Raw genomic sequence first — 26,944 nt, 5'->3', positions numbered from 1 at the left:
TGCGGGCCCCTCCAAATGATCGCCGGTGGAGCATGCGCCCACCATGACGGGGCCGATGCAGGGATTTTCGTGCTCGCGCCGAAAAAACTCGACTGCGTCCGACCCGTCGGCTTACAGTTTCCTTCTGCCGGGCCTTTCCGGCCAAGGGCGGGCGACCATGGGGGAAACCAGCGACGACGAGCGGGGATTTTTCGCGGAGCTGCCCGTCCGGCGGCCCACCAAGGCCGCACCGATCGAAAAGCCGCACTATCACGGCCATCGCGATCGTCTGCGCGAACGGTTCGTCGCCGGCGGGCCAGACGCCCTGCCCGATTATGAACTGCTCGAGCTGCTGCTGTTCCGGCTGATCCCGCGCGTCGACACGAAGCCGATCGCCAAGGCGCTGATCGCCCGCTTCGGCTCGCTGGCCGAAGTGCTCGGCGCGCCGCCCTCGCTGCTCGAGGAAGTCAAAGGCATCGGGCCGACGGTTGCTGTCGACCTCAAAGTCATCGCCGCGACGGCGCAGCGCATGGCGCGTGGCGAGGTGCGCGGTCGCGAGGTGCTGTCCAACTGGGCGCAACTGCTCGACTATTGCCGCTCTGCCATGGCCTTCGAGACTCGCGAGCAGTTCCGCATCCTGTTCCTCGACAAGAAGAACGGGCTGATCGCCGACGAGGTGCAGCAGACCGGCACCGTCGACCACACACCCGTCTATCCGCGCGAGGTGGTGAAGCGCGCGCTCGAGCTCTCCGCCAGCGCCGTCATCCTGGTGCACAACCACCCTTCGGGCGATCCCACACCGTCCCGCGCCGACATCGAGATGACCAAGCAGATCATCGACACGGCCAAACCGCTCGGCATCGCCGTGCACGACCACATCATCATCGGCCGCAAGGGCAACGCCTCGATGAAAGGACTGCTGCTGATCTGATCGGCTGCTGGAGATTGCCACGGGCTGGCCGGCTACCGCAGATCGACCATGCGCCTGCCAATGACTGGCGCGGCCTGCGGGACAACGCGCAAATAGGCTGGATTTGAAAATCGTTCAATTGCGCAAAGAATAATCCCCGCGACGGCTCCGGCGTGGATCAATCTTCTATCCAGGGAAGAGCGCGACAGCTTCTTTAGAAGATAATTCCGTTGAGGCTCCGCATATCCGCTGCTAGCTTTGAAACGCTTCAATCGGACCGCGCCCTTGCAACGCAAACGCCCGACCATTGCGGATGTCGCACGAACCGCCGGTGTCTCCATCGGCACGGTCTCGAACTTCATCAATGGGACGGCCGGCCTCAAGGAAGGCACGCGGGACCGCATAGAGAAGGCGATCGCCGCCCTGATGTACCGGCCGAGCTCGTTTGCGCGCTCCTTGCCCGGCCGCGCTCCGCAGCGGCCGAAAAATCTCGATCATCTGCCCAGGCTTTTGGTCGCTGGGCGGGTGAGCGTCGACTTCCTCTGCCGCGTCGAGGTGCTGCCGCATCGCGATGACCGGATCACGGCCAGCCATATCGACAAGGCGCTCGGCGGCCCCGCCGCCAATCTCGCGGTTGCCGCGGCCGGCGTCGGAGCGCCTTATGCGCTTGACGTGGAGCTGGCGACGGCGGTCGGCGAGGACGCTGAGAGCGACTGGGCGCTGGGAGAGCTTTCCAAGCTGGGCGTGCACGCCTTGCCCATCCGCAGCACCCCCAACAACCGGCTCTCGCAAGCGATCGTCATCATCGAGCGCAACGGCAGCCGCACCATCATCAGCGAGCCTTTCGAGCTGGGCGAAGTCGACCTCACCGCCAACCTCGACATCCAACCCGAAAAGCGACCTGCCTGCCTTCACATCGAAGGCTTCCATTACGAGACGATGACGGCATCCATAGCTCGCTTCCACCAGGCTGGCTGGAAGGTAAGCCTGCATTCTGCCGGCCTGCCCAGGAGCGCGCGCACGCCTGAAATCTTCGCGCAGATGGTCGGGCAGATCGACCTGACCTTCATCAATGATGTGATGATCAGGGAGATTTACGGGTTGCGCACGCGCATGGCGACTATGATCGAAGAGGTTCGCCTCATGCTGTCGCGCATCAAGCCGCGCGGCACGGTCGTGCTCACCCTCGGCGAGTTCGGCGCGGTGGTCTTTCCGGCGACCGGCGGCCCGCAGATCGAGGTGCCGGCACTGCCCGTCAACCGGGTGGACGCGACCGGCGCCGGCGACAGCTTCGCCGGCATCTTCCTCAGCCTCTGGCTGCATGGCACGTCGCTGGAAACCGCTGCCCGCTACGCCGCGGTCGGCGCCAGCCTGACGACGACGGTCGAAGGCGCGCAAGGCTACATCGCCGACTTCGCGACACTGAAGGCCACCGCTGCCGCGAGCGACGTGATGGCCAGCTAGATCAATGGATTACCGGCCCAGGCGGCTGGCAGGCGACCAACAGGCAATATCGGGAGAACATGGGTCATGGCGAAAACAAAATTCCTTCTGGTCGGCGAGAGCTGGATGAGTTCCGCCACCCACTACAAGGGCTTCGACCAGTTCGGCAGCGTCACCTTCCATCTTGGCGCCACGCCCCTGGTCAACGCCTTGAAGGACAGCGAGTTCGATCTTGAATACATGCCGGCCCACGAGGCGGTCGAAAAGCTGCCTTTCACCATGGAAGGCCTGTCGCAATACAAGGCGATCGTGCTCTCCGATATAGGCGCGAACTCGCTTTTGCTGCATCCCGATGTCTGGCTGCACGGCAAGACCGTCCCCAACCGGCTCAAGCTGCTGCGCGACTGGACGCGAGGCGGTGGCGGCCTGGTCATGATCGGCGGCTATTTCAGCTTCCAGGGCATCGACGGCAAGGCCCGCTGGCACCGCACGGCCGTCGAGGACGCGCTGCCGGTGACCTGTCTTCCCTATGACGACCGGCTCGAAATCCCCGAGGGCTTTCGGCCTCAAATCACCGGCGCCAGGGATCACCAGATACTTGCCGGCATCGAGGGCGAATGGCCGATCCTGCTAGGCGCCAACGAGGTCATTGCCCGAGACCGCGACGATGTCGAGATCCTGGCGCGGCTGCCGCAGGATCAGGGCGGCCATCCGCTGTTGGTCACCGGGCGCCATGGCGAGGGGCGCACCCTGGTCTGGACGTCGGACATCGGCCCGCACTGGCTGCCAAACAGCTTCGTCGAATGGCCAGGCTATGCGCGGCTTTGGACCAATGTGCTGCGCTGGGTCAGCAAGGCCGCCTAGCCTATCCACGATGCCGGAGCAACCGTCATGACGGCACCCTTTCTCGTTGCCAGGAACATCGCCAAGCGCTTCGGCGCGCTGACCGCCCTTGCCGATGTCGACCTGGAAATCCGGCCCGGCGAAGTGCTGGCGCTGCTCGGCGACAACGGCGCTGGCAAGTCGACTTTCATCAAGATCTTGGCCGGCGCTCATCCGCCGAGCGACGGCGAGCTTCTCATTGAAGGCAAAGCGGTCGCGTTCGCTTCGCCCAAGGATGCCGCAGCGTCCGGAATCGCGACAATCTTCCAGGAACTGGCGCTTTCGGAGAACCTTTCGATCGCCGAGAACGTCTTCCTCGGCCGCGAATTGAAACGCTCCATTTTTGGCATCCCTTTTCTGAAACGAGCCGAGATGCGCCAGCGCGTCGACGGCCTTCTGCAGGAGCTCGACGCCAATATCTCCGATCCCGAGGCTCCGGTCGGCAGCCTGTCGGGCGGCCAGCGCCAAGCCGTCGCCATCTGCCGGGCCCTCAATCTCAACGCCCGGCTGGTCATCATGGATGAGCCGACTGCCGCCCTTGCCGTCGCCGAGACACGCAAGGTGCTGGCGCTGACGCGGCGCCTTGCCGGCCGCGGCTGCGCCGTCGTGCTGATCAGCCACAACATTTCCGAAGTCTTCGAGGTTGCCGACCGGATCGTGGTGTTCCGGCGTGGCCGCAAGGTGGCCGAACGCCTGGCCGCGGAGACCAATCACGAGGAAGTCGTTTCACTCATAACAGGCGCCCATCCCGACGTGCGGGCGCTCGAAAAAACAAACTGAAACGCACGTCATTCCAGAGAGGATCACACACAATGCTTTCACAACTCAGGAAAGTGCTCGCGGTCTCCGCGCTGTCGTTTGTCGCCGCGACGGCGGCGCATGCGGCAGACAAGCATAAGGTCGCCTTCGTCCCGCAGCTTATCGGCATCCCCTATTTCAACGCCATGGAGGCCGGTGGCAACCGTGCCGCCAAGGATCTGGGCGTCGATTTCGTCTATTCCGGCCCGGTCGACACCAACCCGGTCGACCAGCTGCAGATCGTGCAGAACCTGATCGACCAGGGCGTCGAAGCGGTCTCGGTATCCGTTCTCGATGCTTCGAGCATCGCCCCGGTGGTGGAGAGCGCCAAGGCCAAGGGCATCAAATTGTTCACCAGCGACAGCGATGCGCCCGACAGCGGCCGCGCGGTCTATGTGGCGCAGGCGACGGACGAGGGTCTCGGCACCACGATCATCGACGAACTGGTCAAGCGCGTCGGCGAGGACGCCACGATCGGCATCGTCTCCGGTGAGGCGACCGCGTCCAACCTCAACGCCTGGATCGGCTTCATGCAGAAGGAAGCCGCCGCCAAATATCCCAAGCTGAAGCTGCTCGCCCCACAATTCGCCGGCGGCACGGCCGAGCGCGCCGCGCAGATCTCTGGCGACCTTATGGCCGCCAATCCCGACATCAAGGCCATTATCGCCGTTGCGTCCTCGACCTGCCCGGGCGTAGCCCAGGCCATCGAGACGGCAGGCAAGATCGGCTCGGTTATCGGGACCGGTTACTGCAGCCCGAACACCGCCCGCTCCTATCTGAAGAGCGGCGCCTTCGGCTTCACCGTGCTGTGGGACCCTGAACAGCTCGGCTACCTGACGGTCTGGGCCGGCAAGCAGCTTATCGACGGCAAGAGCTTCGAGGCCGAGAACAAGATTGCCGGCCTCGACAAGCCCGCCACCTATGATGCCGCCAAGGGCATCCTGCTGCTCGGGCCGCCGGCCGTCTTCACCAAGGACAATGTCGACAAGTTCAACTTCTGAGCCTGACGTGAGCGCGGTGCGGCAATCTGGAACCGGTGTCTTCTCCATGAACGGGCGGGAGTGGTCTTTGCTTGTCGCCTGTTTGCTGGCGGTCGTCATCTTCTCTGTCGCATCGCCGCATTACGCGACCCCGGGCAACGCGGTCACCGTGCTGCGCAACAGCGTCGAACTGCTGCTGATCGGCCTCGGCATGACCTTGCTGCTCGCCATGGGCGGCATCGATGTCTCGATCGGCATCGTCATGGGCCTCGCGGCCATCGCCATCGGCCGTATACTTGGCGCCGATGGCAGTCCGCTCGTGGCGCTTGTCGCGGGCCCGCTCGTCGGTGCGCTGCTGGGCTGCGTGACGGCCGCCGTCGTCGTCCTGGGCCGCGTTCCGGCCATCGTCGGAACGCTTGGCCTGCTCGGCGTCTACCGCACCGCCGTGTTTGTCCTGCTTGGCGGGCAATGGCTTTCCGGCCTGCCCTCGAGCCTCACCGATCTGTTGGCAGCCACCGTGCTCGGCATCCCCGTGCCGGCCCTGGTGATTGCCGTTGCCTATCTGATTGTCTGGCTGGCACTGCGGCGAACGCCCTATGGCTTGCATCTGCTGGCGATCGGCAATTCGGAAGAAAAGGCGCGGCTTTCGGGAATACCGGTGATCAAGGTCCGCTTCGTGACCTTTGTCATCAGCGGCGTCCTGACCGGCATTGCCGCCACCTTCTATGTCGCCACCTACCGCAACGTTGAAATGTCGATCGGCAGCACCTCGGCGCTGGATGCCATCGCAGCGGTCATTCTCGGCGGCACGAGCATATTGGGCGGCCGCTGCAGCCTGCTCGGCACGGTGCTTGGCGTGCTCCTGCTCAGAATCCTCCAGAACGGCCTGCTTTTGATCGGTGTCCCCTCGCTTTGGCAGCCAGTCGTCACCGGCGTGCTGATCATCGGCGTGCTCGGCTTCGAAGCGGTCTCCAATCGCCTTCCTCTTACCCGGTTCCAGCGGGCCCGCGCATGAGAACGCTTCGGGACCTGCAGGGCCCGGCCCTGACCCTGGCTTTGCTGTGCGCGCTGTGGCTGATCGTGATTGTCGGCCTGCTGGCGCTCAAGCCTTCCGTCTTCAATCTCGGCACCGTAACCACCATTCTTCAGTTCTCGACCATCCTGGCGCTGGTCGGCCTCGGACAGGGGATGGTCATCCTGGCCGGCGGCACAGGCATAGACCTGTCGGTCGGCGGCGCGGTTTCGCTCTCCGCCGTCATCGCGATGCTGTCGCTCAAACTGGGCTTGCCGCCGGTCCTGGTGCCGGCCGTCTGCATCCTGGCCGGCGCAGCGCTCGGCGCCCTCAACGGATTGCTGGTGAACGGCCTGGCGCTGCTGCCCTTCATCGCGACGCTCGGCACCTTCTTCGTCTATTCCGGCGTGGCGCTTGCCGTCACCGGCGGCGCGGCGCAGTCGGGCGTGCCCGGATGGCTGCTTGTGTGGGGACGCGGTGTCGTCGCCGGCATTCCCGTGCCCTTCCTCACCCTGGCCATCCCCTGCTTCGCGCTGGCCGGCGTTGCGCTGATGGCGACGGCCTGGGGGCGCTGGATCTATGCGATGGGCTTCAACGAACGCTCGGCCAGGCTGGTCGGCATTCCCGTCGATCGCATGCGCTTCATCCTCTACGCCCTGAGCGGCGCGCTCGCCGGCGCCGCCGGCCTGGTTTCGCTCGCCTGGCTCGGCAGCGGCAGGCCCAATATCGGCCAGAACCTCGAGCTGGAATCGCTGACCGCGGCGATGCTTGGCGGCATCGCCATCACCGGCGGGCGCGGCGGCGTCGGCGGCGTGTTCGCGGCCGTGCTGCTCCTGGTCACCCTCAAGACCGGCCTGCTGCAATTGAACATCAACACGGTCTGGCAAGTGGGGATCGTCGGCGCCCTTCTGGTGTTTGTCCTTCTTGCCGACCGGCTTTCCCAACGTTGGAGATCCTAATGCCTTCCATGGAAGAGACCATCGCCGCGCGCGTCGAGGCAGCGGCCGATCGCATCGTAGAGACGCTGAGCGATCTCGTCGCCTTCCCCTCGATCGTGAAATCCAATCCGAAGGAGGCCGGCCCGGGCGAACGCGACTGCCAGCTCTATCTGCAGAAGCGCCTGGAGGCGCTCGGCTTCACCACCGATCTGTGGGATCCGGACGGCCCGGCGCTCTATGAAAAATACAAGGGACGCGCCGGCGCCAACAAGGGCAGGACTTTCGAGGGCCGGCCCAATCTGGGCGGCGTGCTGAAGGGCACGGGCGGCGGCCGCTCGATCATGCTGACCGGTCATATCGACGTCGTGCCGCCAGGCGCAGCCGGACACTGGGCAACCGATCCGTTCCAGCCCGTGCTGAAGGACGGTTTTCTGCATGGGCGCGGCACCGTCGACATGAAGGGCGGCGTTGCCTGCATGCTGATGGCGGTCGAGATCCTGAAGGGGCTCGGCGTCAGTCTTTCCGGAGACATCGTCTTCACCACCGTCGTCGACGAGGAGATCGGCGGCATGGGGTCGCTGGCCATGGTCGATCGCGGCTTTCACGCCGACGCCGGCATCATGACCGAGCCGACGGCGAACAAGATCGCACCGCTCTGCCACGGTATACTCTGGGGCAGGATCATCATCGACGGCATCGGCGGCCATGCCGAGCTGACGCCGAACGCCTGGTACTCGAGCGGCCCGGTTGATGCCGTGCAGCTCTGCCGGCAGATCCTCGACGGCATTGATATCCTCAACCGGCGCTGGATGTTCGATCCCAGGAAGAACCACCCGTTGATGGACCTGCCCAACCAGATCATCGTCACCCAGATCAATGCCGGCGAGCACCCCTCCTCCATGGCTGGCCGCGGCGAGATCATCATCGACGCGCAGTACCTGCCGAGCGAGCATGACGAATTCAGGCTGGGCGGCAATGTCAAGCGCGAGATCGAAGAGCATATCGCCAATGTCTGCCAGGCGGACCCTTATCTGCGCCTGCACCCTGCCCGCGTCGAATGGATACTCGATGCCGACTGCGCCGAAATCCCCTCCGACAATCCGTTCGTCAGTGTCTTTCAGGAAGCCGTGAAGGACGCCAATCTGTCGCCGGTGCTGAGCGGCTTCGGCGCGCATAGCGACATCGGCCTGCCGACAGGCCTCGGCAACACGCCGACCGTCAATTTCGGTCCCGGCGACCCGGCGCAGGCGCATCAGCCCAATGAGCGCGTTTCGGTGCGCGACCTCGTCGATTGCACGAAGGCAATTGCGATTGCCGTGGAGAAATGGTGCCGCTAGAGCAAGCTGAAGCACGATCCAGAGACGTAGCGATCGCGCTGGCATGGCGTTCCGGCCATCTGGCAGCCGCCGCCTTGCGCCCCGAAAGCCGGGCGTAGAGAGCAACATTTTGCCAATCAGATAGTCGGCTCTGGAATTTCAACCGGAAAACGAGCATGATGCGCTTGGCATTTCGGGACGCTTCGCGCGTTTGGAATGCCGGGAGGAACGGGACATGGCCGTTGTGCTTGTACTCGTTTTGATCGTCGTGGGCTCGGTGTTGTTCCACCTCCTGAGCCCATGGTGGTGGACGCCCATTGCCTCCAACTGGGACTATATCGACAACACCATCATCATCAGCTTCTGGATCACCGGCATCGTCTTTGCCGCTGTCGTCCTGTTCATGGCTTATTGCGTCTTCCGCTTCCGGCATCGGGAAGGCAATCGCGCGGCATACGAACCCGAGAACAAGCGCCTTGAATCGTGGCTGATGATCGTCACCGCGTTCGGCGTCACCGCTTTGCTGGTTCCCGGCCTGTTCGTCTGGAGCCGCTTCGTCACGGTGCCAGGCGATGCGACCGCAATCGAGGTGGTCGCCCAGCAATGGCAGTGGAGCTTCCGTTTGCCGGGCAAGGACGGCAAGCTCGGCACTTCCGACACCCGGGATGTCACCGCTGACAATCCGTTGGGCGTCGCCCCCAAGGATCCGAACGGCCAGGATGATGTCCTGGTCCAAGCCGCCGATCTTCATCTGCCGGTCGGTAAGCCGGTCAAGGTGCTGCTGCGTTCGATCGACGTGCTGCACGATTTCTATATCCCGGAATTCCGCGCCAAGATGGACATGATCCCAGGCTCGGTGACCTATTTCTGGTTCACCCCGACCCGGACCGGTACCTTCCAGGTCCTGTGCGCCGAGCTATGCGGCCAAGGGCACCCGCTGATGCATGGCGTGGTCGTGGTCGACACCGAGCAGGATTATCTGGCTTGGCTCGGCCAGCAGCAGACCTTCGCGCAATTGTCGGCGCCCCAACAATCGGGTTCGGCGAAGCAGCCGCCAGGAAAGATAATGGCGTCCAATCTGGGCGTCGCGGCAGACTCGAAACTTTCGAGGTCCGCACAATAGGGCACGGAGGTGCTCCAATGGTCGACGTCACACCCGCAGATGCCGTTCCGCCCGCCGAAATTGGGGAGGTCGAACTCTACCATCCGCACAGCTGGTGGACGAAATATGTCTTCTCGCAGGATGCGAAGGTTATAGCGGTCCAGTACTCGGCGACGGCAACCGCGATCGGCCTGGTGGCGCTGGTTCTGTCCTGGCTGATGCGCCTGCAGCTTGGCTTTCCCGGCACGTTCGACTTCATCACGCCGGAGGCCTACTACCAGTTCATCACCATGCACGGCATGATCATGGTGATCTACCTGCTCACCGCGCTTTTCCTCGGCGGCTTCGGCAACTACCTCATCCCGCTGATGGTCGGCGCTCGTGACATGGTCTTTCCCTATGTCAACATGCTGAGCTACTGGGTCTATCTGCTCGCCGTGCTCGTTCTGGTATCGAGTTTCTTTGCGCCGGGTGGACCGACCGGGGCCGGCTGGACGCTCTATCCGCCGCAGGCGATCATGTCCGGCACGCCGGGCGGGCAGGACTGGGGCATCATCCTGATGCTCTCTTCGCTCATCCTGTTCATCGTCGGCTTCACCATGGGCGGCCTCAACTATGTGGTGACGGTGCTGCAGGGCCGCACGCGCGGCATGACCTTGATGCGCCTGCCGCTTACCGTCTGGGGCATCTTCACCGCCACCGTCATGGCGCTGCTCGCCTTCCCGGCCCTGTTTGTCGCTTGTGTGATGATGCTGCTTGACCGCGTTCTCGGCACCTCATTCTTCATGCCGGCGATTGTCGAGATGGGCGAGCAGCTGCAGCACAATGGCGGCAGCCCGATCCTGTTCCAGCACCTGTTCTGGTTCTTCGGCCATCCGGAAGTCTACATCGTCGCCCTGCCGGCCTTCGGCATCGTGTCCGACCTGATCAGCACGCATGCGCGCAAGAACATCTTCGGCTACCGCATGATGGTTTGGGCGATCATCGCCATCGGCGCCCTGAGCTTCGTTGTCTGGGCGCACCACATGTATGTCAGCGGCATGAACCCCTATTTCGGCTTCTTCTTCGCGACCACCACCCTGATCATTGCGGTGCCGACGGCGATCAAGGTCTATAACTGGGTGCTGACGCTGTGGCGCGGCGACATACATCTGACCATACCGATGCTTTTCGCGCTCGCCTTCATCGTCACCTTCGTCAATGGCGGCTTGACCGGACTATTCCTCGGCAATGTCGTCGTCGACGTGCCGCTGTCGGACACCATGTTCGTCGTCGCCCATTTCCACATGGTCATGGGCGTCGCGCCGATCCTGGTGATCTTCGGCGCGATCTATCACTGGTACCCGAAGGTCACCGGACGGATGCTGGACGAGTCGCTCGGCCGCTTCCATTTCTGGGTGACCTTCGTCGGCGCCTACCTGATCTTCTTTCCCATGCATTATCTCGGCCTGATGGGTGTTCCACGGCGCTACGCCGAGCTCACCGACATGACCATAATGACGGAATCAGCTCGTCATCTGAACTCGTTCATCTCGATCATGGCCTTCATCGTCGGCTTCGCCCAGATGGTGTTCCTGTTCAACCTGATCTGGAGCATCCGCCATGGCCGCGAGGCCGGCGGCAACCCCTGGCGAGCGACGACGCTCGAATGGCAAACGCCTGAGACGCCGCCGGCGCACGGCAATTTCGGCAAGGAACTGCCGATCGTCTATCGCTGGGCCTATGACTACAGCGTGCCGGGAGCCAAGGAGGACTTCATCCCGCAGAACGTGCCGGGCGACTTCGCACCATCGAGGGAGCCGGCATGAGCGTCATCCTGGTCTTTCTGCTGGTGATCGCCGGCTTTGCCGGATGGTGGCTTTCGCACCAGCGGCTGACGGCCAAGCCCTGGCTGGAGCAAGGCCTGGCCGGGGATTTCGTCGGTTTCGACCGGTCGGCCCTGCCCACCGCCAAGATCGGCCTCGGCGTCTTCCTCGCCGTCGTCGGCTGCCTGTTTTCGCTGTTCACCAGCGCCTATTTCATGCGCATGGGCCTGGCCGACTGGCAGCCGCTGCCGCTGCCGCGCCTGCTCTGGCTCAACACCGGCGTGCTGGCGCTGAGCAGCGTCGCGCTGCAATGTGCCGTGGTCGCCGCGCGCAAGGGCCAGATCGACAACGTCCGGCTGGGCCTTGCCACGGCTGGGTTCACGACGTTTGCCTTCCTCGTCGGTCAATTGATGGCGTGGCGGCAGCTGACCGGGGACGGCTATCTGCTCGCGTCCAACCCAGCCAACAGCTTCTTCTATCTGATCACCGGCATGCATGGCCTGCACATACTCGGTGGCCTGGTCGGACTTGGGAGGACGAGTATAGGCGCCTGGAATGGAGCGCAGCCAGAGCGGCTTCGGCTCAGCGTCGAGCTCTGCGCCATGTACTGGCATTTCCTGCTTTTCGTATGGCTCTGCATCTTCGCCCTGCTGGCGGGTTGGGCCGCGACCTTCATCGACATCTGCCAACGGCTGCTGACCTAGGAGACCGCAATGGCTGACACGACCATGACGCATAGCGGCCAGATTGAGGCCAGGCCCGCCGGTTGGCGCGGCATCGCCGCCGATTGGGCCTCGGACCAGCGGGCGTTCAAGAACGTGTCCTGGGGCAAGGCCATGATGTGGATCTTCCTGCTCAGCGACACATTCATCTTCGGCTGCTTCCTGCTCTCCTATATGACCGCGCGCATGTCCACGCGCGTGCCGTGGCCCAATCCAAGCGAGGTCTTTGCCCTGCGCATCGGCGGCTCGGAGATCCCGCTGATCCTGATCGCCATCATGACCTTCGTGCTGATCTCGAGCAGCGGCACCATGGCGATGGCTGTCAATTTCGGCTACCGCCGCGATCGCCGCAAAACCGCGATCCTGATGCTTTTGACCGCGGCGCTTGGCGCGACATTCGTCGGCATGCAGGCCTTCGAATGGACCAAGCTGATCACCGAGGGGGTGCGGCCATGGGGCAACCCCTGGGGGGCCGCGCAATTCGGCTCATGCTTCTTCATGATCACCGGCTTTCACGGCACCCATGTCACGATCGGCGTGATCTTCCTGATCATCGTGGCGCGAAAAGTCTGGCGTGGCGATTTCGACATCGGGCGGCCCGGATTCTTCACCAGCCGCCGGGGTCGTTACGAGAATGTCGAGATCATGGGTCTCTACTGGCACTTCGTCGACCTGGTCTGGGTGTTCATCTTCGCCTTCTTCTATCTTTGGTGAGGCAGATATGGCTGAAGCAACCGCAAACGGTCTCGGACAACACGCACTGCACGCCGACCATGCGCATGATGCGGCGGCCGTCACCACCACCGACACCCACCAGGAGCACCCGATCAAGCTCTACCTGGTGGTCTGGGCCTGGCTGTTCATCCTCAGCACATGCTCCTACCTGGTCGACTATTTCGGCATCCACGGCTATCTCAGATGGTCGCTGATCCTGATCTTCATGATGCTCAAGGCGGGATTGATCGTCGCCGTCTTCATGCACATGGCCTGGGAGCGGCTGGCGATGATGTATGCGATCATCCTGCCGCCGATATTGGTGCTGGTCTTCGTGACTATGATGGTTTTCGAAGCCGACTATACGCTGCTGACCCGTATCGCGTTTTTCGGACCTGGCCCCTGATTGCGTAAAAGCCAGGAGATGTTCTCTTGCCGCATCGCGCGCTCTTTTTGGGCGCGCACAGCGCGCTGTACCGCTTTGCTGGGCCTATGATCCGTTTCGAAATCGATCCCGATTTTCGGGTCATCCGCCCGGTCGAAGGTGAACGTGATGGACACGCGAACGCTGGTCATACTCGGCCTTGGCATAGTCGTTCTGCTGCTGTTGGGGTTCTTCGCGCTGCCGGCATAGCGGCATGCGGGCGCGACATTTCAACAGCGCAATTGCAGGACGACTAGCGATTGTGCCCGGAAGGGCAGCCTATTTGGAGAACTGCTTCAGGTAGGCGATGACGTTGGCTATGTCCTTGTCATCCTTGAGGCCGGGAAATGTCATCTTCGTGCCCTTGACCATCGCCTGGGGGGCGTGAAGGTAGGTCGTCAGGGTCGGCTCGTCCCATTTGACGCCGGATTTTCCAGCCGCGATCATGGCCGCGGAATAAGTGAAGTTGGGATGCGTTCCGGCAACACGCCCCATGACGCCGTGCAGAGACGGACCGATCCTGTTCTGGTCCTGGTCGGCAACGTGGCAGACCTTGCATTTGGTGAAGACCTTCTCGCCCGCGGCAGCATCTTGCGCCTGCGATGGGCTTGCGAGGATGGTGGTAGCGGACAAGACGATGAAAAGCGCGATTATACGCATCGCATTTCCTCCCTGATGGTCTCGTTTTGCGTCGCAACGATCGGCGCCACACCGGCCCGCTTGCGTGCGCACGCATTAGAGCGGAGGATCCGGGGTTTCTGCAGTGGAATTGCGGCACCTACATACCACAGAATCGTCGAAATGGATAGAAAAAGGCCAGCTTTCACCGAGGCTTAAAGCATGTCTCCCGAAAGTGAGAATCGGTCTTCGGGATAAGACATGCGTAAAATCAAAACCTAAAGCGCATGGAGCGAATCTGAAAGAACGCGACGCGCTTTAGGCCCGCACAATGCGATGCTCGACATCATCGGCAGCTGTTCGGTGCGTGATAACGGCTAGCGAACTGGAAGGCAGTTCCAATTTAAGCGGCGGGGGTCAAGGTGGATCGGTTTTGCAGCTTGCGGCGATCTGGCCGATCGCTTTGGAGAGACCTGCAAGTTCGAAATCGGCCTCGCCGCGCCCCGACAGAAGGCCGAAGCGCCATGACAGCGTCAGCCGGCTCGCTGAAACCAGGCGCTTGATGCCGTCGTCTCCGTCCCTGACCAGCGTTCTGCCGCGCGGGCCGACCGACCAGCTTTCATCGGTCTTGCCGCCGTCGACAATGACGGAGATGGTGATCTTGCGGCTGGCGGAGACCGGATCCTTGAGCTGTAGCCATTCGCTCCAGCGTGGTTCGCCATCGCGCCGGCAAGCCAAGGTCAGCACCGGGCTGTAGCCCAGCGCTCCGCCCCCTGTGATGAGCTTGTTGATGGCATGCAGCGAGGCCGTTATCTGGGCGTCGCTGCCGGTGTCGACGCGCCAATTGCCGAGATCCGGCTCGGTCCGGGCACCTCCTTCAGCCGCCGCCAAGAGGAGAGCCGGGACATCCGGCTCGGCGCGAACGCTCCCGCCCATCGTCGCCAACAAGAGCGTCGCGGCAACGACTAAGCCTCTTACCATGAACCCAGCCTCACAAATGCCTCTGACCCCGCGAACGCCATCGAAAACAGATAATCTTCAACGGTTGGTATCGCCAGCGGCAGGCCATCAAGACAAGTTGCGTGTGTTGCCGCGCCGCCACAATGACACAGGCCGTAATGAAAAGGCCGCCCGGAGGCGGCCTTTCTAGATCACGGTATTGAAACCCGTTACTCGGCTTCCTTGGCAGCCTTCTTCTTCGGCGCGGCCTTCTTCTTCGGCTCTTCCGCCTCATCGGCGGCTTCGCCCGCCTCTGCCTTGGCTTCAGCCTTCTTCGAAGCCTTCTTGGCCGGCTTCGCCTTGGTCGCGGTTTCGGCTTCCTCGTCGTCGGCCATCAGCTCGTCCTTGCCGACCTTGACGTCGTTCACCGAGATCTGGCCGAGAAGATAATCGACGACCTTCTCCTCGAACATCGGCGCGCGCAGCGCGTTGATGGCTTCCGGATTGCTGCGATAGAACTCGAAGGCTTCCTGCTGCTGGTTGGCCGGGAAGCGGCGCACCTGCTCGAACAGGCCGCGCTGAAGTTCCTCGTCCGACACGGTGACACCAGCCTTTTCGCCGATCTCGGCGAGCACCAGTCCGAGGCGCACGCGGCGCTCGGCAAGACGCATATATTCGGCGCGCGCTTCTTCTTCCGTGGTCTCTTCGTCGGCGAAGGTGCGGCCGGCAGCTTCGAGATCGCGATTGACCTGAGCCCAGATGTTGTTGAACTCGGCCTCGACGAGCTTGGAGGGCGCCTCGAACGAGTAGGATGCGTCGAGCTGATCGAGCAGCTGGCGCTTCACCTTCTGGCGGGTCATCGAGCCGAACTGGTTCTCGAGCTGGCCGCGCACGATCTCGCGCAGGCGCTCAAGCGATTCCAGGCCGAGATTCTTGGCCGTCTCATCATTGATTTCGAGCTCGCCGGGCGCCGAGACTTCCTTGACGGTGACGTCGAAGGTGGCTTCCTTGCCGGCCAGATGCGCCGCCTGGTAGTTCTCGGGGAAGGTAACGGTGATCTGCTTCTCGTCACCGGCCTTGGTGCCGATCAGCTGGTCCTCGAAGCCCGGGATGAACTCCTTGGAGCCGAGCACCAGCGGCTGGTCGGTGCCGGCGCCGCCGGCGAAGGCCTCCCCGCCGATCTTGCCGACATAGTCGATGCTCACGCGGTCGCCCTCGGCGGCCTTGCCGCTCTTCGGCTCGTAGCTGCGCGCCGATTCGGCAACGCGCTTCACCTGATCGTCGACTTCCGATTCCGGCACGTCATAGACCTGACGCGTCACCTTGATATCGGAGAAATCCTTGATCTCGATCGCCGGGATGACCTCGTAGTTAAGGCTGAATTCGAAATCGGTGCCGCCGGCCAGGATCTTCTCGGCCTCCTTCTCGTCCTCCGTCATGATCACTTCGGGCTGCATGGCGGCCTTTTCGCCGCGGCCGGTGATGATCGAACGGGTCGAGTCGTTGAGGATTTCGTTGACGACCTCGGCCATGAACGACTTGCCGTACATCTTGCGCAGGTGCTGCACCGGCACCTTGCCCGGGCGGAAGCCGTTGATGCGCACCTTGTCGCGGGCATCGGTCAGCCGCGCCATCAGCTTGGCTTCCATGTCACCGGCCGGCACGGTGATCTTGATCTCGCGCTTGAGACCGGAGTTGAGCGTTTCGGTGACCTGCATCCTAGAACCTTTGTTTTCAACAATGAGACTGCCAAACGGTCCTAGCCGTTTACAGCCTGCCGGTATGATGTTGCCGGAAATGGCTTTTGGTGCGGAACCTGGCGATTTGACCGCTAACGCGGTTCAAACTCTCCTGAACTACGCCTTGCCAGATGCGAATAAGTCTCTGTTTTTACTATAACTTTTCACATCTTGCAGAGGCGGAAGTTCACGTTCCGTCACATTCGACACGCCTTTTGTCACAGGCCAGCCCAATTTTCAACTATCTTCGCGCCTAGCCGGATAAGCATGATCTGAGCCCCGACATTGACAGAATGATGGCTACATGGGATTGCCGGGGACAAGCGGATGTGGCGGAATTGGTAGACGCCCTGGATTTAGGTTCCAGTGCCGAAAGGCGTGGGGGTTCGAGTCCCTTCATCCGCACCATCCTTTGCTGTTCGAACTTCGGATGGCAGGCCACCTGGGGCTCGAAGGCGTTCTCCGAAGCCTTGGTGGAGGAGGACCGGCGCCAGGCCTTCTGCTCTATGCAGTCATCAAACCGACACTAAGGCTCTGCTAGCAGGCGGGTTTGCAGTCGACCGGCCACCCGCATGCGCATCGCGATTCTGGACAGGACCATCGTTCGAACCCTGATCGTGCTTGCGATCGCCCAGCTCATGGGCTGGGGATCGGTCGGGCTGTTGGCGATCGTCGGCAGCCAGATAGCCGCCGACCTTCAAATCAGCATAGCGGCGGTGTTCGCCGGCAATTCGGTATTCTATGTGGTCATGGGCCTGTGGGCGCCGCCGCTGGCAAAGGCTTTCAATGCCTTCGGCGCCCGCAAGGTGATGATCTTGGGCACGATCCTTGCCGCTCCGGGCTTCGTGGCGCTGGCGGCCGCGCACGGGCCGGTTCTCTATTTTACCGCATGGGTCATCCTTGGCACGGCTGGGAGCGCGATGCTGACCACGGCGGCCTACATCATGCTGAACGAGATCGCCGGCAGCAGCGCCAAGAGCGCCATTGGCGTGCTTATGCTGATGACCGGCTTGTCGAGCAGCATCTTCTGGCCAGCCGCCGCCTTCCTGTCCGGGCTGATCGGCTGGCGCATGACTTGCCTCGTCTACGCGGCGGCCATGATCGTGGTCTGCCTGCCGCTCTATGCCTTCGGCTTGCCGCGCCGGTCGCCATCGCCGAAAGCCTCGTCAACGGTTCCGGCGGGCAGGAAAACACCTGCCCTGCCGGCAGGCATCTTCCGTCTGATCGTTTCGGCGATCACGCTCAATGCCTTCGTCACATTCGGATTCAGCGCCATACTGATCGAACTGCTCAAGGCCGAGGGACTTCCCACCGGAGAAGCCGTCGCCTTCGGCTCGATGCTGGGCATCCTTCAGGTCGGCGCCAGGGGCGTCGACTTTCTGGGCGGCGGACGCTGGGACGGGATCACGACCGCGCTTTTCGCCGGATTGGCGCTGCCGCTCGCCATGCTGCTTCTCATTCTGGGTCACGGCACGCATTGGTCGATTGCCGGCTTCATTCTCCTCTATGGCTTGGGCAGCGGCATTCTTGCCGTGTCGCGCGCGACGATACCTCTGGTGTTCTACGACCAGGCGGCTTACGCGCGGGCCGCATCCAACATCGCTCTCCCGCTCAACCTGATTTCCGCCATATCGCCGCCATTGCTGGCCGGACTGTTGGCGCATTTTGGCAGCGAAGCCGTGCTCGGCCTCGCGATGCTCTGCTCCTGCGGCGCGTTTGTGGCCCTGCTGCGCTTGAACCGGGGCCGACCAGCCAGGGCCACTGCTGGAACCGCGACTTAAGGTGGGTCGAATGTTGACACATCTCAGTAGAGCGGCTCCTCGAACAGCGTCTTGTCGCCGTCCATCAGCGCCTTGATCTGTGCCGTGCCGTCGGATGCGAGCGCAAGCTTGATGCCGAACGGCCGCACGCGTATGTCGTCCTGGATTGCCACGCCCTCGCCTTCCGGCAAATAGAAGCGGTCGATCCCATAGTCGGGCGCGATCGTCGCGTCCGTATCACGAAGGCCCCAGCCCTCCACGACATGGCCGGCAATGTCTGCTTCGCCCTCGCCTGCCGGCGCGGGCGCCTGGCCGAACCAAGCGGTCGTCGGCTGCCAATAACCGTCGGCGCCCTTCTTCAGCCGGACCACGATCGATGTGTCGTCGCTAGAGAACTTGCCTTGCGGTATGTTGGCGATCAGCTTCACCGGAATGCGCGAAATGTTGTTGTTGAGAGAGATGTAGTCGCCGCGCAGCAGATCGCGCGGATCGACGGGCTGGACCTTCAGGAGCACTTCCTTGCCGTTGCGCAGGATCGCGGCGCGGCCGGCGATGATCCAGCTGAGAAAGCCGATCTGGACAAGCGCCAGCACCAGCGCGGAGATGATCAGTTTCTTGCCGGTCATGCCGCTGCTCCTGTTCCGGCAGGCGCTTTCATGCGCTTTTCGATGCGGATGATGACCAGCGCCAGCATGCCGAGCAGCACCGCCGCCGCCAGGAAGAAGCCGGCCGTATCCAGCATCGACCTCAAGGTGACGCTGTAGATGATGGCGAGCTCGAAGGCGAAGCCGGTATAGGCCAGCCAGCGCAAGCCCCTGCTCTCGCGCCCCGCCAGCATGATTGCCGCCACGATACTGGCCAGCGCCACGATTGAAGCGACGGCAAATCCGCTGTTGTATGTGCTTTCATCCGCCAGCTCGAACTGGATGATCGCCATGCCGGTGAGGAAGCCGAGCAAGGCGTGCAAGGGCAGCCGACCGCCGAGCTGGAGGATCCTGTCGATCGCATCGCCCGCAAAGACCGAAGCGGCAAAGAGCAGTACTGAGACGATGGCCAGTGACATGGCCACCGGCAGCGTCTCGCGGTCCGTGGCCAGCAGAACCAGATAGAGAATGACCGACAGAATGACGAGATGGCGCGCGGCGCGGCTGCGCGTCCAGAACGAGATGGCGAACAAGACGATCGCCACGACGATGAAAAGATGCGGCGTTTCCGCGTGCCAGTAGAAGCCGAACCCCTTGAGAACCAGCCAGGCGTCGGCGATGCCCACGGCCGCCACCGTCAGCGGGCTTGAGCGCAGCGCGACCGCCGCCAGCGCCGTGCCGGCGCACCACGTCACCAGCGCCGAGGCCTCGTCGCCAGAAAGGTGGTACATCTGGCCGATCAGCGCGATCGCTCCGCCGAACGCCGCTGCGGCAACGATCCACAGCGCTTCGCCGATCGCGGCATGGTCACGCGCCTTCAGCACCGCGCCGCCGACATAGCCGGTAAGAATGACCGCAAACAGAGCCGCCACGCGCAACAGGCGCGGGAAGGCCTCCCAATTGGCGGCGACGAAGATCAGGATCGCCGCGCCGAACAAAAGCGCCGCCATCATCGCCAGGATGGAGCCGAAGCTCAGCGACGCGCGCTCGTTGGCGGCGACATCGCGCATCAGCGCCTCCGCCGTGGCGGGATCGATCAGCCCGATCTCCCGCCAGCGCGCGATATCTGCCCTCACCCTTGTGGCATAGCCCGCCATGCATTTCCCCCAGCCTGACCACTTCCTTAGTCGAGACAGCCAAACCGTTGACGCAGCGGCATTTTTCGATTCGGCCTTCTTTGTGACGCAGGCGTGAATGGCCATTAATGTTGCATTGCACAATTTGCATTGCTGCCATGCGCCAACGGCACTTTTAAACCGATATGATCCCACTTATTTTCTGTTCGTACACAAACGGAATGATCCGAACTAAAGACGAAACGAGAACTACCATGAACCTGATCCGCAACTACCGCAACTGGCGCCGCTACCGGGAAACCGTTTCCGAGCTGAACCGCCTGTCGAACCGTGAACTGACCGACCTCGGCATCAGCCGCAGCGACATCCACTTCGTCGCCCGCAAGGCGGTCTAATCCGCTTCGGACCGCAAATGGTCCGAACCAGTTTTGAAGAGAGTTAAGACAATGAACCTGATCCGTAGCTACCGTAACTGGCGCGTTTATCGCGAGACGGTTTCCGAGCTGGGTCGGCTTTCCAACCGTCAGCTCCATGATCTCGGCATCGTCCGCGACGAGATCAAGATGGTCGCCCGCAAGGCGATCTAAGCAAGGAATTTCGCCAGGGTCGACCTCCTCCCCGACCCTGACGAATGAGGTCAACCTTCACCTCCTCCCGAGGGTTGACCACCGAAACGGCGCCCGCCGGACCTCCTCCCCCGGCGGGCGTTGTTCAGAAGCGAACGTAGTTCGTCTTCAAGCGAACGAAGTTCGTCTTCGAAGGTTTCGCCCCTTCTGAAAGAGGCGAAAGGAATTTCGTCAAAGCCGACCTCCTCCCCGGCGATGGCGAATTAGGTCGATCTTCACCTTCTCCCGAGGATCGACCCCCAAAACGACACCCGCCGGACCTCCTCCCCCGGCGGGTGTTGTCGTTTTTGGCGCCAGTTTCTCGCCGTCGCCGCCCGGCAATTGCAATCGGGCCGCCAAGCGATTATTCCGGCGCTCATGAGCAAAAATCCCGTACACGTCATCGGCGGCGGCCTCGCCGGATCCGAAGCGGCATGGCAAATCGCCGAGGCCGGCGTTCCGGTCGTGCTGCACGAGATGCGCCCGGTGCGGGGCACCGACGCGCACAAGACCGATGGTCTGGCCGAGCTCGTCTGCTCGAACTCCTTCCGCTCCGACGACGCCGAAAACAACGCGGTCGGCCTGCTGCATGCCGAAATGCGGCTGGCCGGCTCGCTGATCATGAGCGCCGGCGATGCCAACCAGGTGCCGGCCGGCGGCGCGCTGGCCGTCGACCGCGACCGGTTTTCCGACGCGGTCACCGCGAAGATCGAAGCGCATCCGCTGATCACAATCCAGCGCGAGGAAGTGCCTGGGCTCCCGCCGGCGGACTGGGACCAGGCGATCATCGCCACCGGTCCTCTGACGGCGCCTTCGCTGGCGCAGTCGATCGCCGAGGCGACCGGTGCCGACGCGCTCGCCTTCTTCGACGCCATCGCGCCGATCGTACATTTCGACACGATCGACATGGACACGGCCTGGTTCCAGTCGCGCTACGACAAGGTCGGCCCCGGCGGCAACGGCAAGGACTACATCAACTGCCCGATGGACAAGGACCAGTATTTCGCCTTCGTCCAGGCGCTGCTGGAAGGCCAGAAAACCGAGTTCAAAGAGTGGGAAGGCACGCCCTATTTCGACGGCTGCCTGCCAATCGAGGTGATGGCCGAGCGCGGCGTCGAGACCCTGCGTTACGGCCCTATGAAGCCGATGGGCCTGACCAACGCCCACAATCCCTCGGTAAAAGCCTATGCGGTGGTGCAGCTCCGTCAGGACAATGCGCTGGGAACGCTCTACAACATGGTCGGTTTCCAGACGAAGCTGAAGCATGCCGAGCAGGTGCGCATCTTCCGCACCATTCCCGGGCTCGAAAACGCCGAGTTCGCGCGCCTCGGCGGCCTGCACCGCAACACCTACATCAACTCACCGACGCTGCTCGACCCCTCGCTGCAGCTGAAATCGCGGCCGGGCCTGCGCTTTGCCGGCCAGATCACCGGCTGCGAAGGTTATGTGGAAAGCGCCGCTATCGGCCTGCTCGCCGGCCGCTTTGCCGCCGCCGAGCGGCTCGGCCAGGCGCCCGCTCTGCCGCCGGCGACCACCGCCTTCGGCGCGCTGCTCAACCACATCACCGGCGGACATATCGTGTCGGACGATGAGCCCGGCAAACGCTCCTTCCAGCCGATGAACGTCAATTTCGGCCTTTTCCCGCCGGTCGAAGCGCCGAAGACCGACGGCAAGCGCCTGCGCGGCAAGGACAAGACCGTCGCCAAACGTCATGCGATCACAGCGAGAGCGCTGGCCGATTGCAGGGAGTGGTTGGGACAGGCTCCCCGAACGGAAGCGGCAGCTTGATCTGTGGCTGACTTCTCGCGTCCGCCCCAGCTTTTGCGAGACCAGCGGCAAACCTTTCACCAGCGACTGAGGACCGCTCCGAACGAAGTTGCCTGTGATACTTTGACCAAGGAACGCTTCCCCCATACGGTCTCATGGTGTATCACCCGGGATTTATGGGGCGAAGGGTGGTATAATGTCGGGCGTCGTCTTGGACGAAACAAATTTGTCGAGTGAGATCTTCGACGGTGAAGTCGTCGCGGTGAACTTTGCGACCGGCAAGTATTACGGCATGAAAGGAAGCGCGCAGCTCATCTGGGAGATGTTGCGTAAGCCTGTCGATCCCACCATGATCGAGACGGCATTGAGGACGGGTTATCCCGACTTGGACGACGACGACGTTGCCTCGGTGCAACGTTTCCTCGACCTCCTCGCGGAGGAAGGCATACTTCAGCCGGCCTCGCCGATCGCATCGCCAAAGCTGCCCGACATTTCCAGCCGCGCATCGTTCGTGAGGCCGGAGCTGGAGATCCACACGGATTTGCAGGAGCTGATTGTCCTCGACCCCATCCACGACGTGGATCCGAGCGGTGGATGGCCACTGCGGCGGGAATTGGGAGACAGCTGATCCGAATGGTCCGAGCCGCCGTCGATCCCCGTACGGCGCCTGCAGCATTCGTCCGCCGCGTCATTGCCGACGCGGGTTTCCGGTGGTCCGAATCCGGCGCTGAGCATCGCTTTCGCCTTGGCGGGTTGACGCTGCGGCTGCGCACATGCGGAACCGCGCTCGATCCGGTCATCCTGCCGGTTCTGCGTCATGCGCAAACAACGGGAGCCACTGCGGAAGACCGCTCGATCACTGTCTATGCAGTCTCGCATGAGGACGACGGCTTTCCGGCTCCGCCCGCCGAATGGCCCTTTGAAGCCGACGAGGCCGATGCCGTCACCCGGACCGTATGGGACATCGAGGCCGGCGTCGCAATCGTATCCGACGAGAGCCGCGGAATCTGGCATCTGCACGACCGGTCCACCGGCACCGGCCTCTATTGGGTCGGAGCGGCTGCCCGGCTGCCGGTCTGGGAATACGGGTCTCCGCTGCGCCACCACATCCATTGGGGCGCGTTGGCCACGGGCCATGCGATGCTTCATTCCGCCGTTGTCGGCGAAAATGGCGTGGGCGTGATGCTCGCCGGTCCGGGAGGTTCCGGCAAATCGACGCTGACGGCTGCCGCGATTTCCGCGGGGATGCAGACCACGGGCGATGATATTGTGCTGGTGTCGCAGTCTGGGGCAGACTGGCGGAGCCACTCGCTCTTCGACACCATGAAACTCACCGGGATGGCGGAGATCCTCTTCAGTGGGCTTGCCGCGCAAGCAGTGAACCGGGACCGTCGCCCGGGGGAAAAGGCGCTCGTCCCGATCAGCACGACGATACCGGATGCGCTGGTCCCGCAAATCGCGGTGAAAGCTCTTGTCTCCTGCAAGCTCACCGGTGGGGATGTTTCGACAATCTGTCCCGCTTCACGGTTCGACATGATCCGTGCGCTCTCGCCAAGCACGTCGAAGATCTTGCGGATCGGTCATAACGAGATATTCCAGCAGGCCGCCAGCCTGTCGCGCTCGCTTCCATGCCACGAGTTCCTGATCGGCAACGATCCGATGGAAGCGGCAACCGTGCTGCGAGGGTTCGTGCGGGAACTGAGAGCATGAGCGACGCCCCAACGATCAGCGTCATCATGCCGGTGCGAAACGGCGAGAAATACATCGCCGACGCGTTGAAAACCGTGCTCGCCCAGGCGTGGCCGGTGCATGAAATCCTGGTGATCGACGACGGCTCGACCGACCGCTCGCGTGAGATCGTCCAGTCCCTGGCCTCGCGTTTCCCCGCGATCCGTGTCCTCGACGGGCCGACGCGCGGCCCGGGGCCAGCTCGAAATGTCGGTCTGCGGATCGCCGGCGGCGAGTTCATCGGCTTCCTGGATTGCGATGACCTCTGGCCGGCCGACAAGTTGTCGCTGCATCTCGCACGCTTTGCCCGAACACCTCATATGGATGTCGTTTCCGGCTTCGTCAGCTATTTCGACCGACAAATGACGGATGCTCCAGCACCCGATCCCGCGGCGATAACAGATGAACTTTTCCATGTTCATTTGGGTGCGACCTCTATCGCCGGACAGTTTTCGACCGGGTCGGGATGTTCGACGAGAACTTCCTTTATTCCGAAGATGTCGACCTCATGCTCCGGATCCGCGAAGCCGAAATTCCGATGACGATCCTCAATGCGGTGACCCTGTGCTATCGTCGGCATGCAGAGTCGATGACAAGCACCTATACGGCAGAGGAGAAGCGCGACTTCAACCGCGCCCTGATGCAGTCGCTCATTCGTCGGCGCAGAAGCGGCAACACAAAGCCGTTGCCTCCGTTCAAGCATCTGATGGAGGAGTGAGTGGAAACGCCGTTTTTCAGCGTCATCATTCCTGCGTGGAACGCGTCCGCCACGCTTCATGAGACGCTCGACAGCATTGCGGAACAGAATGACCATTCGCCGCGGGAGGTCATCGTCGTCGATGACGGCTCGACCGACCGCACGGTCGAGGTCGCTCAGGCCCATTTATCGCACCCGCGCATAATCAGGAAGGGCAATGGCGGAGCGCCGTCCGCGTTCAATGTCGGCATAAAGGCCGCCACGGGCGCGGTTCTCGCGTTCCTCGATGCCGACGACCTCTGGATGCCCGACAAGCTGGCCCTGCAGCGGGCCGCGCTGGATTCGGATCCCTCGCTGGACGCCGTGCTGGGCCACAGCGAAACCTTCGAAAGCCCGGAATACCCAGCCGAAGCCTTTGACTCTCTCCACTATAAGAAAGGCCGCTATCCGGGCTATCTCGCGAGTTCGCTTGCGGTGCGGCGAGGCGCTGTCGAACGGCTCGGCATCCTGTTCGATGAAAGCCTGCGCACTGGTTCCTTCATAGATTGGTACCGCAGGGCTATTGCCGCGGGTATGAAAATGACCATGCTGGACGAGACGGTTCATCGACGTCGTATTCGACCAGGCACATTGTCCAGAAGGGTAGCCGTAGCCGGCGGCGCACCGTCCGGCATGGCGTCCGACTTTCTTGAAATCGCACGCCGGGCGATCATGGCCAAGAGGGGTGATGATGAAGGAGAGAGAGGGAGGCAATGAATTGGCCTCTCTTGTACCCGTCTCTTGATCGCGCCTGGCCCGCGAGCGATCACGAGCGCCTCCTGCTGGCCGCCGTGCACGTCGATCCGGTGGCAGCCGAAAGGGAACTGCGCGCCTGGATCGGCACGCACGACCTGGACGATTGCACGTTCAGCGAGCAGCGGCTGATTCTCGCCGCCTGGAACAGGCTTGGACCCGGTTTGAGGGATCTGCCGGATTCGCCGAGGCTTGCCGGGCTTCAACGGATGCTATGGACGCGAACCATGCTTCTGATGAGAGAGTGCCAACCGGCATTCGCGGCGCTGGCTGACGCGGGCGTGCCGATGATGCTCACCAAGGGAGCCGCGCGTGCCGCTGATCCCGTTGGACGGGGGGACGCTCGTTCCACGACCTCGATATCGTGGTCCCGAGGAACCGGCTGGGCGATGCCCTGGGCGTGTTCATTGAACTGGGCTGGGAGCCGTCGAGCGGTTCCAGCGCCATGCGCATGCTGACGTTGGCAGGACGGCTGCGCAGCGTCAATCTTCACAACGGCCGCTACGGCGACATCGATCTTCACGGCTGCATCTTTCGTCCGGGCCAGGGCAGTTTCGGAGACGATGACCGGATCTGGGCGCGGGCCAGATCGGTCGAGTTCAATTCGGTGGCCTGCGGACTGCCGGTCCGGGAAGACCTGGCGGTGATCGCCATCGCCAATGGCGGTCTCGACGCCCATGCCAACAGTGACTGGCTGGTCGATCTGTCCCGCCTCATCGTTGAACCCGGCTTCGATTGGAGGCTGTTTTCCGACGAAGTTCTTGCCCGCGACATTGCGGTACCGGCCTTGATCGCGCTTGGCTGGCTCAAAGCGCGGGCAGGCTATGCGGTTGATGAAGAGGCGATGGAACGCTTTGAGGCGGCCCTACCCCGGCCGATGGCCGCGTGGATGGCTTTCGTTCAAGCGAGGCCCAGGCAAAGCGAGACTCCGGCCGGTGCTGCCCTTCGTTGGCTTGCAAAGACGCGCCGCAAGTCGCTTGAGCTGGCCCAGTCCGAACCACGCGGCGAGCAGAAACTAAGACCGCGCCTGAAGACGAAATTCAGCAGGGGTTTGCCTGCTGGCCAAGGCATGCTGCGCGCCGATCTGCCTCTCCCCGCTTCCGATCGCGCCGGCATCTTGCGCTTGCACATCCGATTGCCGGCGTCGGTGAAATGGCGGCGTCTCGCCTTCGAGATCAACAGCGACGCCGGGCATGTTGCCGCCTTTCATGTGCGCCCGAAGCTTCCCCGCGCGGGCACGGCATTGGAGGTCTTTTGCGAGATCCAGCTTGACACTCCCCCTGGCGCAACAAGAGTCTGGCTTGAAAGCCGGCCGCTGCGATCCGCACGAATGCTGACTGAGGAGAACGCCGCGCGCTACGCCGCACCTCGCTTTTGGCTGGTCAGCTCGGAATTTCGTCCCGACGCACCTCCAGAGGCGCTCATAGACGGCATTTCCCGCGAAGACGCCGCAAAGGGAACGCGATGAAGGGCTTGCTGATCTTGTCGGAGGCGCGGAGCGGCTCGACTTGGCTGAGCGAAGACGGCATCGCGCGCATCGCGGCAGCACCTCCC

The 26,944-nt window shown here is 62.8% G+C and carries 28 protein-coding genes, 1 tRNA gene and 1 pseudogene; 25 read left to right on the top strand and 5 right to left on the bottom strand.

Annotated elements, in window-relative coordinates; translation table 11 throughout:
* Nucleotides 1–157: 157 nt before the first annotated feature.
* From radC to EJ069_RS05460, 14 genes are all read left to right on the top strand, one after another.
* A complete protein-coding gene (gene radC / locus EJ069_RS05525; protein ID WP_126060441.1) occupies nucleotides 158–910 on the top strand; it encodes a DNA repair protein RadC in 753 nt (250 codons plus the stop codon).
* A 264-nt stretch (nucleotides 911–1,174) separates the two neighbouring features.
* Nucleotides 1,175–2,353 (top strand): PfkB family carbohydrate kinase, encoded by a 1,179-nt coding sequence (locus EJ069_RS05520; protein ID WP_126060440.1) that lies wholly within the window; start codon nucleotides 1,175–1,177, stop codon nucleotides 2,351–2,353.
* A gap of 66 nt (nucleotides 2,354–2,419) precedes the next feature.
* Nucleotides 2,420–3,196 (top strand): glutamine amidotransferase, encoded by a 777-nt coding sequence (locus EJ069_RS05515; protein ID WP_126060439.1) that lies wholly within the window; start codon nucleotides 2,420–2,422, stop codon nucleotides 3,194–3,196.
* 27 nt (nucleotides 3,197–3,223) lie between these two features.
* Nucleotides 3,224–3,994 (top strand): ATP-binding cassette domain-containing protein, encoded by a 771-nt coding sequence (locus EJ069_RS05510; protein ID WP_126060438.1) that lies wholly within the window; start codon nucleotides 3,224–3,226, stop codon nucleotides 3,992–3,994.
* A gap of 32 nt (nucleotides 3,995–4,026) precedes the next feature.
* Nucleotides 4,027–5,013 (top strand): autoinducer 2 ABC transporter substrate-binding protein, encoded by a 987-nt coding sequence (locus EJ069_RS05505; protein ID WP_126060437.1) that lies wholly within the window; start codon nucleotides 4,027–4,029, stop codon nucleotides 5,011–5,013.
* 67 nt (nucleotides 5,014–5,080) lie between these two features.
* Complete coding sequence (locus EJ069_RS05500; protein WP_245456442.1) at nucleotides 5,081–6,007, top strand: ABC transporter permease; 927 nt, start codon at nucleotides 5,081–5,083, stop codon at nucleotides 6,005–6,007.
* Complete coding sequence (locus EJ069_RS05495) at nucleotides 6,004–6,963, top strand: ABC transporter permease (protein ID WP_126060435.1); 960 nt, start codon at nucleotides 6,004–6,006, stop codon at nucleotides 6,961–6,963. Before EJ069_RS05500 ends, EJ069_RS05495 begins: the two co-directional genes overlap by 4 nt.
* Nucleotides 6,963–8,279, top strand: coding sequence for an ArgE/DapE family deacylase (locus EJ069_RS05490; protein ID WP_126060434.1), 1,317 nt, complete (start codon nucleotides 6,963–6,965; stop codon nucleotides 8,277–8,279). Before EJ069_RS05495 ends, EJ069_RS05490 begins: the two co-directional genes overlap by 1 nt.
* A gap of 214 nt (nucleotides 8,280–8,493) precedes the next feature.
* Entirely contained in the window at nucleotides 8,494–9,381 is an 888-nt protein-coding gene (locus EJ069_RS05485; RefSeq protein WP_126060433.1) for a cytochrome c oxidase subunit II, read from the top strand.
* 17 nt (nucleotides 9,382–9,398) lie between these two features.
* Entirely contained in the window at nucleotides 9,399–11,168 is a 1,770-nt protein-coding gene (gene ctaD, locus EJ069_RS05480; RefSeq protein WP_126060432.1) for a cytochrome c oxidase subunit I, read from the top strand.
* Entirely contained in the window at nucleotides 11,165–11,869 is a 705-nt protein-coding gene (locus EJ069_RS05475) for a cytochrome c oxidase subunit 3 (RefSeq protein WP_126060431.1), read from the top strand. Before ctaD ends, EJ069_RS05475 begins: the two co-directional genes overlap by 4 nt.
* A 9-nt stretch (nucleotides 11,870–11,878) precedes the next feature.
* Nucleotides 11,879–12,601 (top strand): heme-copper oxidase subunit III family protein, encoded by a 723-nt coding sequence (locus EJ069_RS05470; RefSeq protein ID WP_126060430.1) that lies wholly within the window; start codon nucleotides 11,879–11,881, stop codon nucleotides 12,599–12,601.
* 7 nt (nucleotides 12,602–12,608) lie between these two features.
* Nucleotides 12,609–13,007 (top strand): cytochrome C oxidase subunit IV family protein, encoded by a 399-nt coding sequence (locus EJ069_RS05465; RefSeq protein ID WP_126060429.1) that lies wholly within the window; start codon nucleotides 12,609–12,611, stop codon nucleotides 13,005–13,007.
* Nucleotides 13,008–13,033: 26 nt separating this feature from the next.
* The gene (locus EJ069_RS05460) at nucleotides 13,034–13,282 is read left to right on the top strand and encodes a hypothetical protein (protein WP_126060428.1); all 249 of its coding nucleotides are present in this window, start codon (nucleotides 13,034–13,036) and stop codon (nucleotides 13,280–13,282) included.
* 22 nt (nucleotides 13,283–13,304) lie between these two features.
* Here the strand turns inward: EJ069_RS05460 and EJ069_RS05455 are convergent, their stop codons facing one another.
* The 3 genes from EJ069_RS05455 to tig all read right to left on the bottom strand — a co-directional run bounded on the left by EJ069_RS05455 (nucleotide 13,305) and on the right by tig (nucleotide 16,300).
* Nucleotides 13,305–13,685 carry a cytochrome c family protein gene (locus EJ069_RS05455; RefSeq protein WP_126060427.1) on the bottom strand — a complete coding sequence of 127 codons (381 nt, stop codon included), beginning with the start codon at nucleotides 13,683–13,685 and terminating at the stop codon, nucleotides 13,305–13,307.
* Nucleotides 13,686–14,060: 375 nt separating this feature from the next.
* A complete protein-coding gene (locus EJ069_RS05450) occupies nucleotides 14,061–14,624 on the bottom strand; it encodes a hypothetical protein (RefSeq protein ID WP_245456441.1) in 564 nt (187 codons plus the stop codon).
* 188 nt (nucleotides 14,625–14,812) lie between these two features.
* Nucleotides 14,813–16,300, bottom strand: coding sequence for a trigger factor (gene tig / locus EJ069_RS05445; protein WP_126060426.1), 1,488 nt, complete (start codon nucleotides 16,298–16,300; stop codon nucleotides 14,813–14,815).
* A 344-nt stretch (nucleotides 16,301–16,644) separates the two neighbouring features.
* On the opposite strand from tig, the gene EJ069_RS05440 reads away from it, so the two are divergent.
* A tRNA-Leu gene (locus EJ069_RS05440) sits at nucleotides 16,645–16,729 on the top strand.
* 164 nt (nucleotides 16,730–16,893) lie between these two features.
* On the top strand, nucleotides 16,894–18,102 hold the full coding sequence (locus EJ069_RS05435; RefSeq protein ID WP_126060425.1) for an MFS transporter: 1,209 nt from the start codon (nucleotides 16,894–16,896) through the stop codon (nucleotides 18,100–18,102).
* Nucleotides 18,103–18,125: 23 nt separating this feature from the next.
* Here EJ069_RS05435 and EJ069_RS05430 read toward each other — a convergent pair whose 3' ends face one another.
* Nucleotides 18,126–18,707 carry a GDYXXLXY domain-containing protein gene (locus tag EJ069_RS05430; protein ID WP_126060424.1) on the bottom strand — a complete coding sequence of 194 codons (582 nt, stop codon included), beginning with the start codon at nucleotides 18,705–18,707 and terminating at the stop codon, nucleotides 18,126–18,128.
* The gene (locus EJ069_RS05425; RefSeq protein WP_126060423.1) at nucleotides 18,704–19,822 is read right to left on the bottom strand and encodes a DUF2157 domain-containing protein; all 1,119 of its coding nucleotides are present in this window, start codon (nucleotides 19,820–19,822) and stop codon (nucleotides 18,704–18,706) included. The genes EJ069_RS05430 and EJ069_RS05425 overlap by 4 nt, the downstream gene beginning before the upstream one ends.
* Nucleotides 19,823–20,055: 233 nt before the next feature.
* On the opposite strand from EJ069_RS05425, the gene EJ069_RS05420 reads away from it, so the two are divergent.
* The 9 genes and pseudogenes from EJ069_RS05420 to EJ069_RS05380 form a co-directional block, all read left to right on the top strand.
* Nucleotides 20,056–20,196 (top strand): DUF1127 domain-containing protein, encoded by a 141-nt coding sequence (locus tag EJ069_RS05420; protein ID WP_126060422.1) that lies wholly within the window; start codon nucleotides 20,056–20,058, stop codon nucleotides 20,194–20,196.
* Between the two features lie 51 nt (nucleotides 20,197–20,247).
* Nucleotides 20,248–20,388: a DUF1127 domain-containing protein gene (locus EJ069_RS05415; RefSeq protein WP_082056374.1), complete on the top strand. Its 141-nt coding sequence runs from the start codon at nucleotides 20,248–20,250 to the stop codon at nucleotides 20,386–20,388.
* A 396-nt stretch (nucleotides 20,389–20,784) separates the two neighbouring features.
* Nucleotides 20,785–22,194 (top strand): methylenetetrahydrofolate--tRNA-(uracil(54)-C(5))-methyltransferase (FADH(2)-oxidizing) TrmFO, encoded by a 1,410-nt coding sequence (gene trmFO / locus EJ069_RS05410; protein WP_126060421.1) that lies wholly within the window; start codon nucleotides 20,785–20,787, stop codon nucleotides 22,192–22,194.
* A gap of 175 nt (nucleotides 22,195–22,369) precedes the next feature.
* Nucleotides 22,370–22,801, top strand: a complete 432-nt coding sequence (locus EJ069_RS05405; protein WP_126060420.1) for a PqqD family protein — start codon at nucleotides 22,370–22,372, stop codon at nucleotides 22,799–22,801.
* A 5-nt stretch (nucleotides 22,802–22,806) separates the two neighbouring features.
* On the top strand, nucleotides 22,807–23,883 hold the full coding sequence (locus EJ069_RS05400; RefSeq protein WP_126060419.1) for a hypothetical protein: 1,077 nt from the start codon (nucleotides 22,807–22,809) through the stop codon (nucleotides 23,881–23,883).
* Nucleotides 23,802–24,443 carry a glycosyltransferase family A protein gene (locus tag EJ069_RS05395; RefSeq protein WP_126060418.1) on the top strand — a complete coding sequence of 214 codons (642 nt, stop codon included), beginning with the start codon at nucleotides 23,802–23,804 and terminating at the stop codon, nucleotides 24,441–24,443. Before EJ069_RS05400 ends, EJ069_RS05395 begins: the two co-directional genes overlap by 82 nt.
* Nucleotides 24,440–24,619: a hypothetical protein gene (locus tag EJ069_RS05390; protein WP_189476178.1), complete on the top strand. Its 180-nt coding sequence runs from the start codon at nucleotides 24,440–24,442 to the stop codon at nucleotides 24,617–24,619. Before EJ069_RS05395 ends, EJ069_RS05390 begins: the two co-directional genes overlap by 4 nt.
* Entirely contained in the window at nucleotides 24,620–25,354 is a 735-nt protein-coding gene (locus EJ069_RS05385) for a glycosyltransferase family A protein (RefSeq protein ID WP_126060416.1), read from the top strand.
* A 382-nt stretch (nucleotides 25,355–25,736) separates the two neighbouring features.
* A pseudogene (locus EJ069_RS05380) lies at nucleotides 25,737–26,858 on the top strand (nucleotidyltransferase family protein); the annotation flags it as partial.
* Between the last annotated feature and the right edge of the window lie 86 nt (nucleotides 26,859–26,944).

The sequence above is a fragment of the Mesorhizobium sp. M2A.F.Ca.ET.043.05.1.1 genome (assembly GCF_003952445.1).
In the GTDB taxonomy this organism is placed as follows: domain Bacteria; phylum Pseudomonadota; class Alphaproteobacteria; order Rhizobiales; family Rhizobiaceae; genus Mesorhizobium.
Note: the sequence above shows the minus strand (reverse complement) of the source record. Positions and strands in the feature narration are given on the sequence as shown.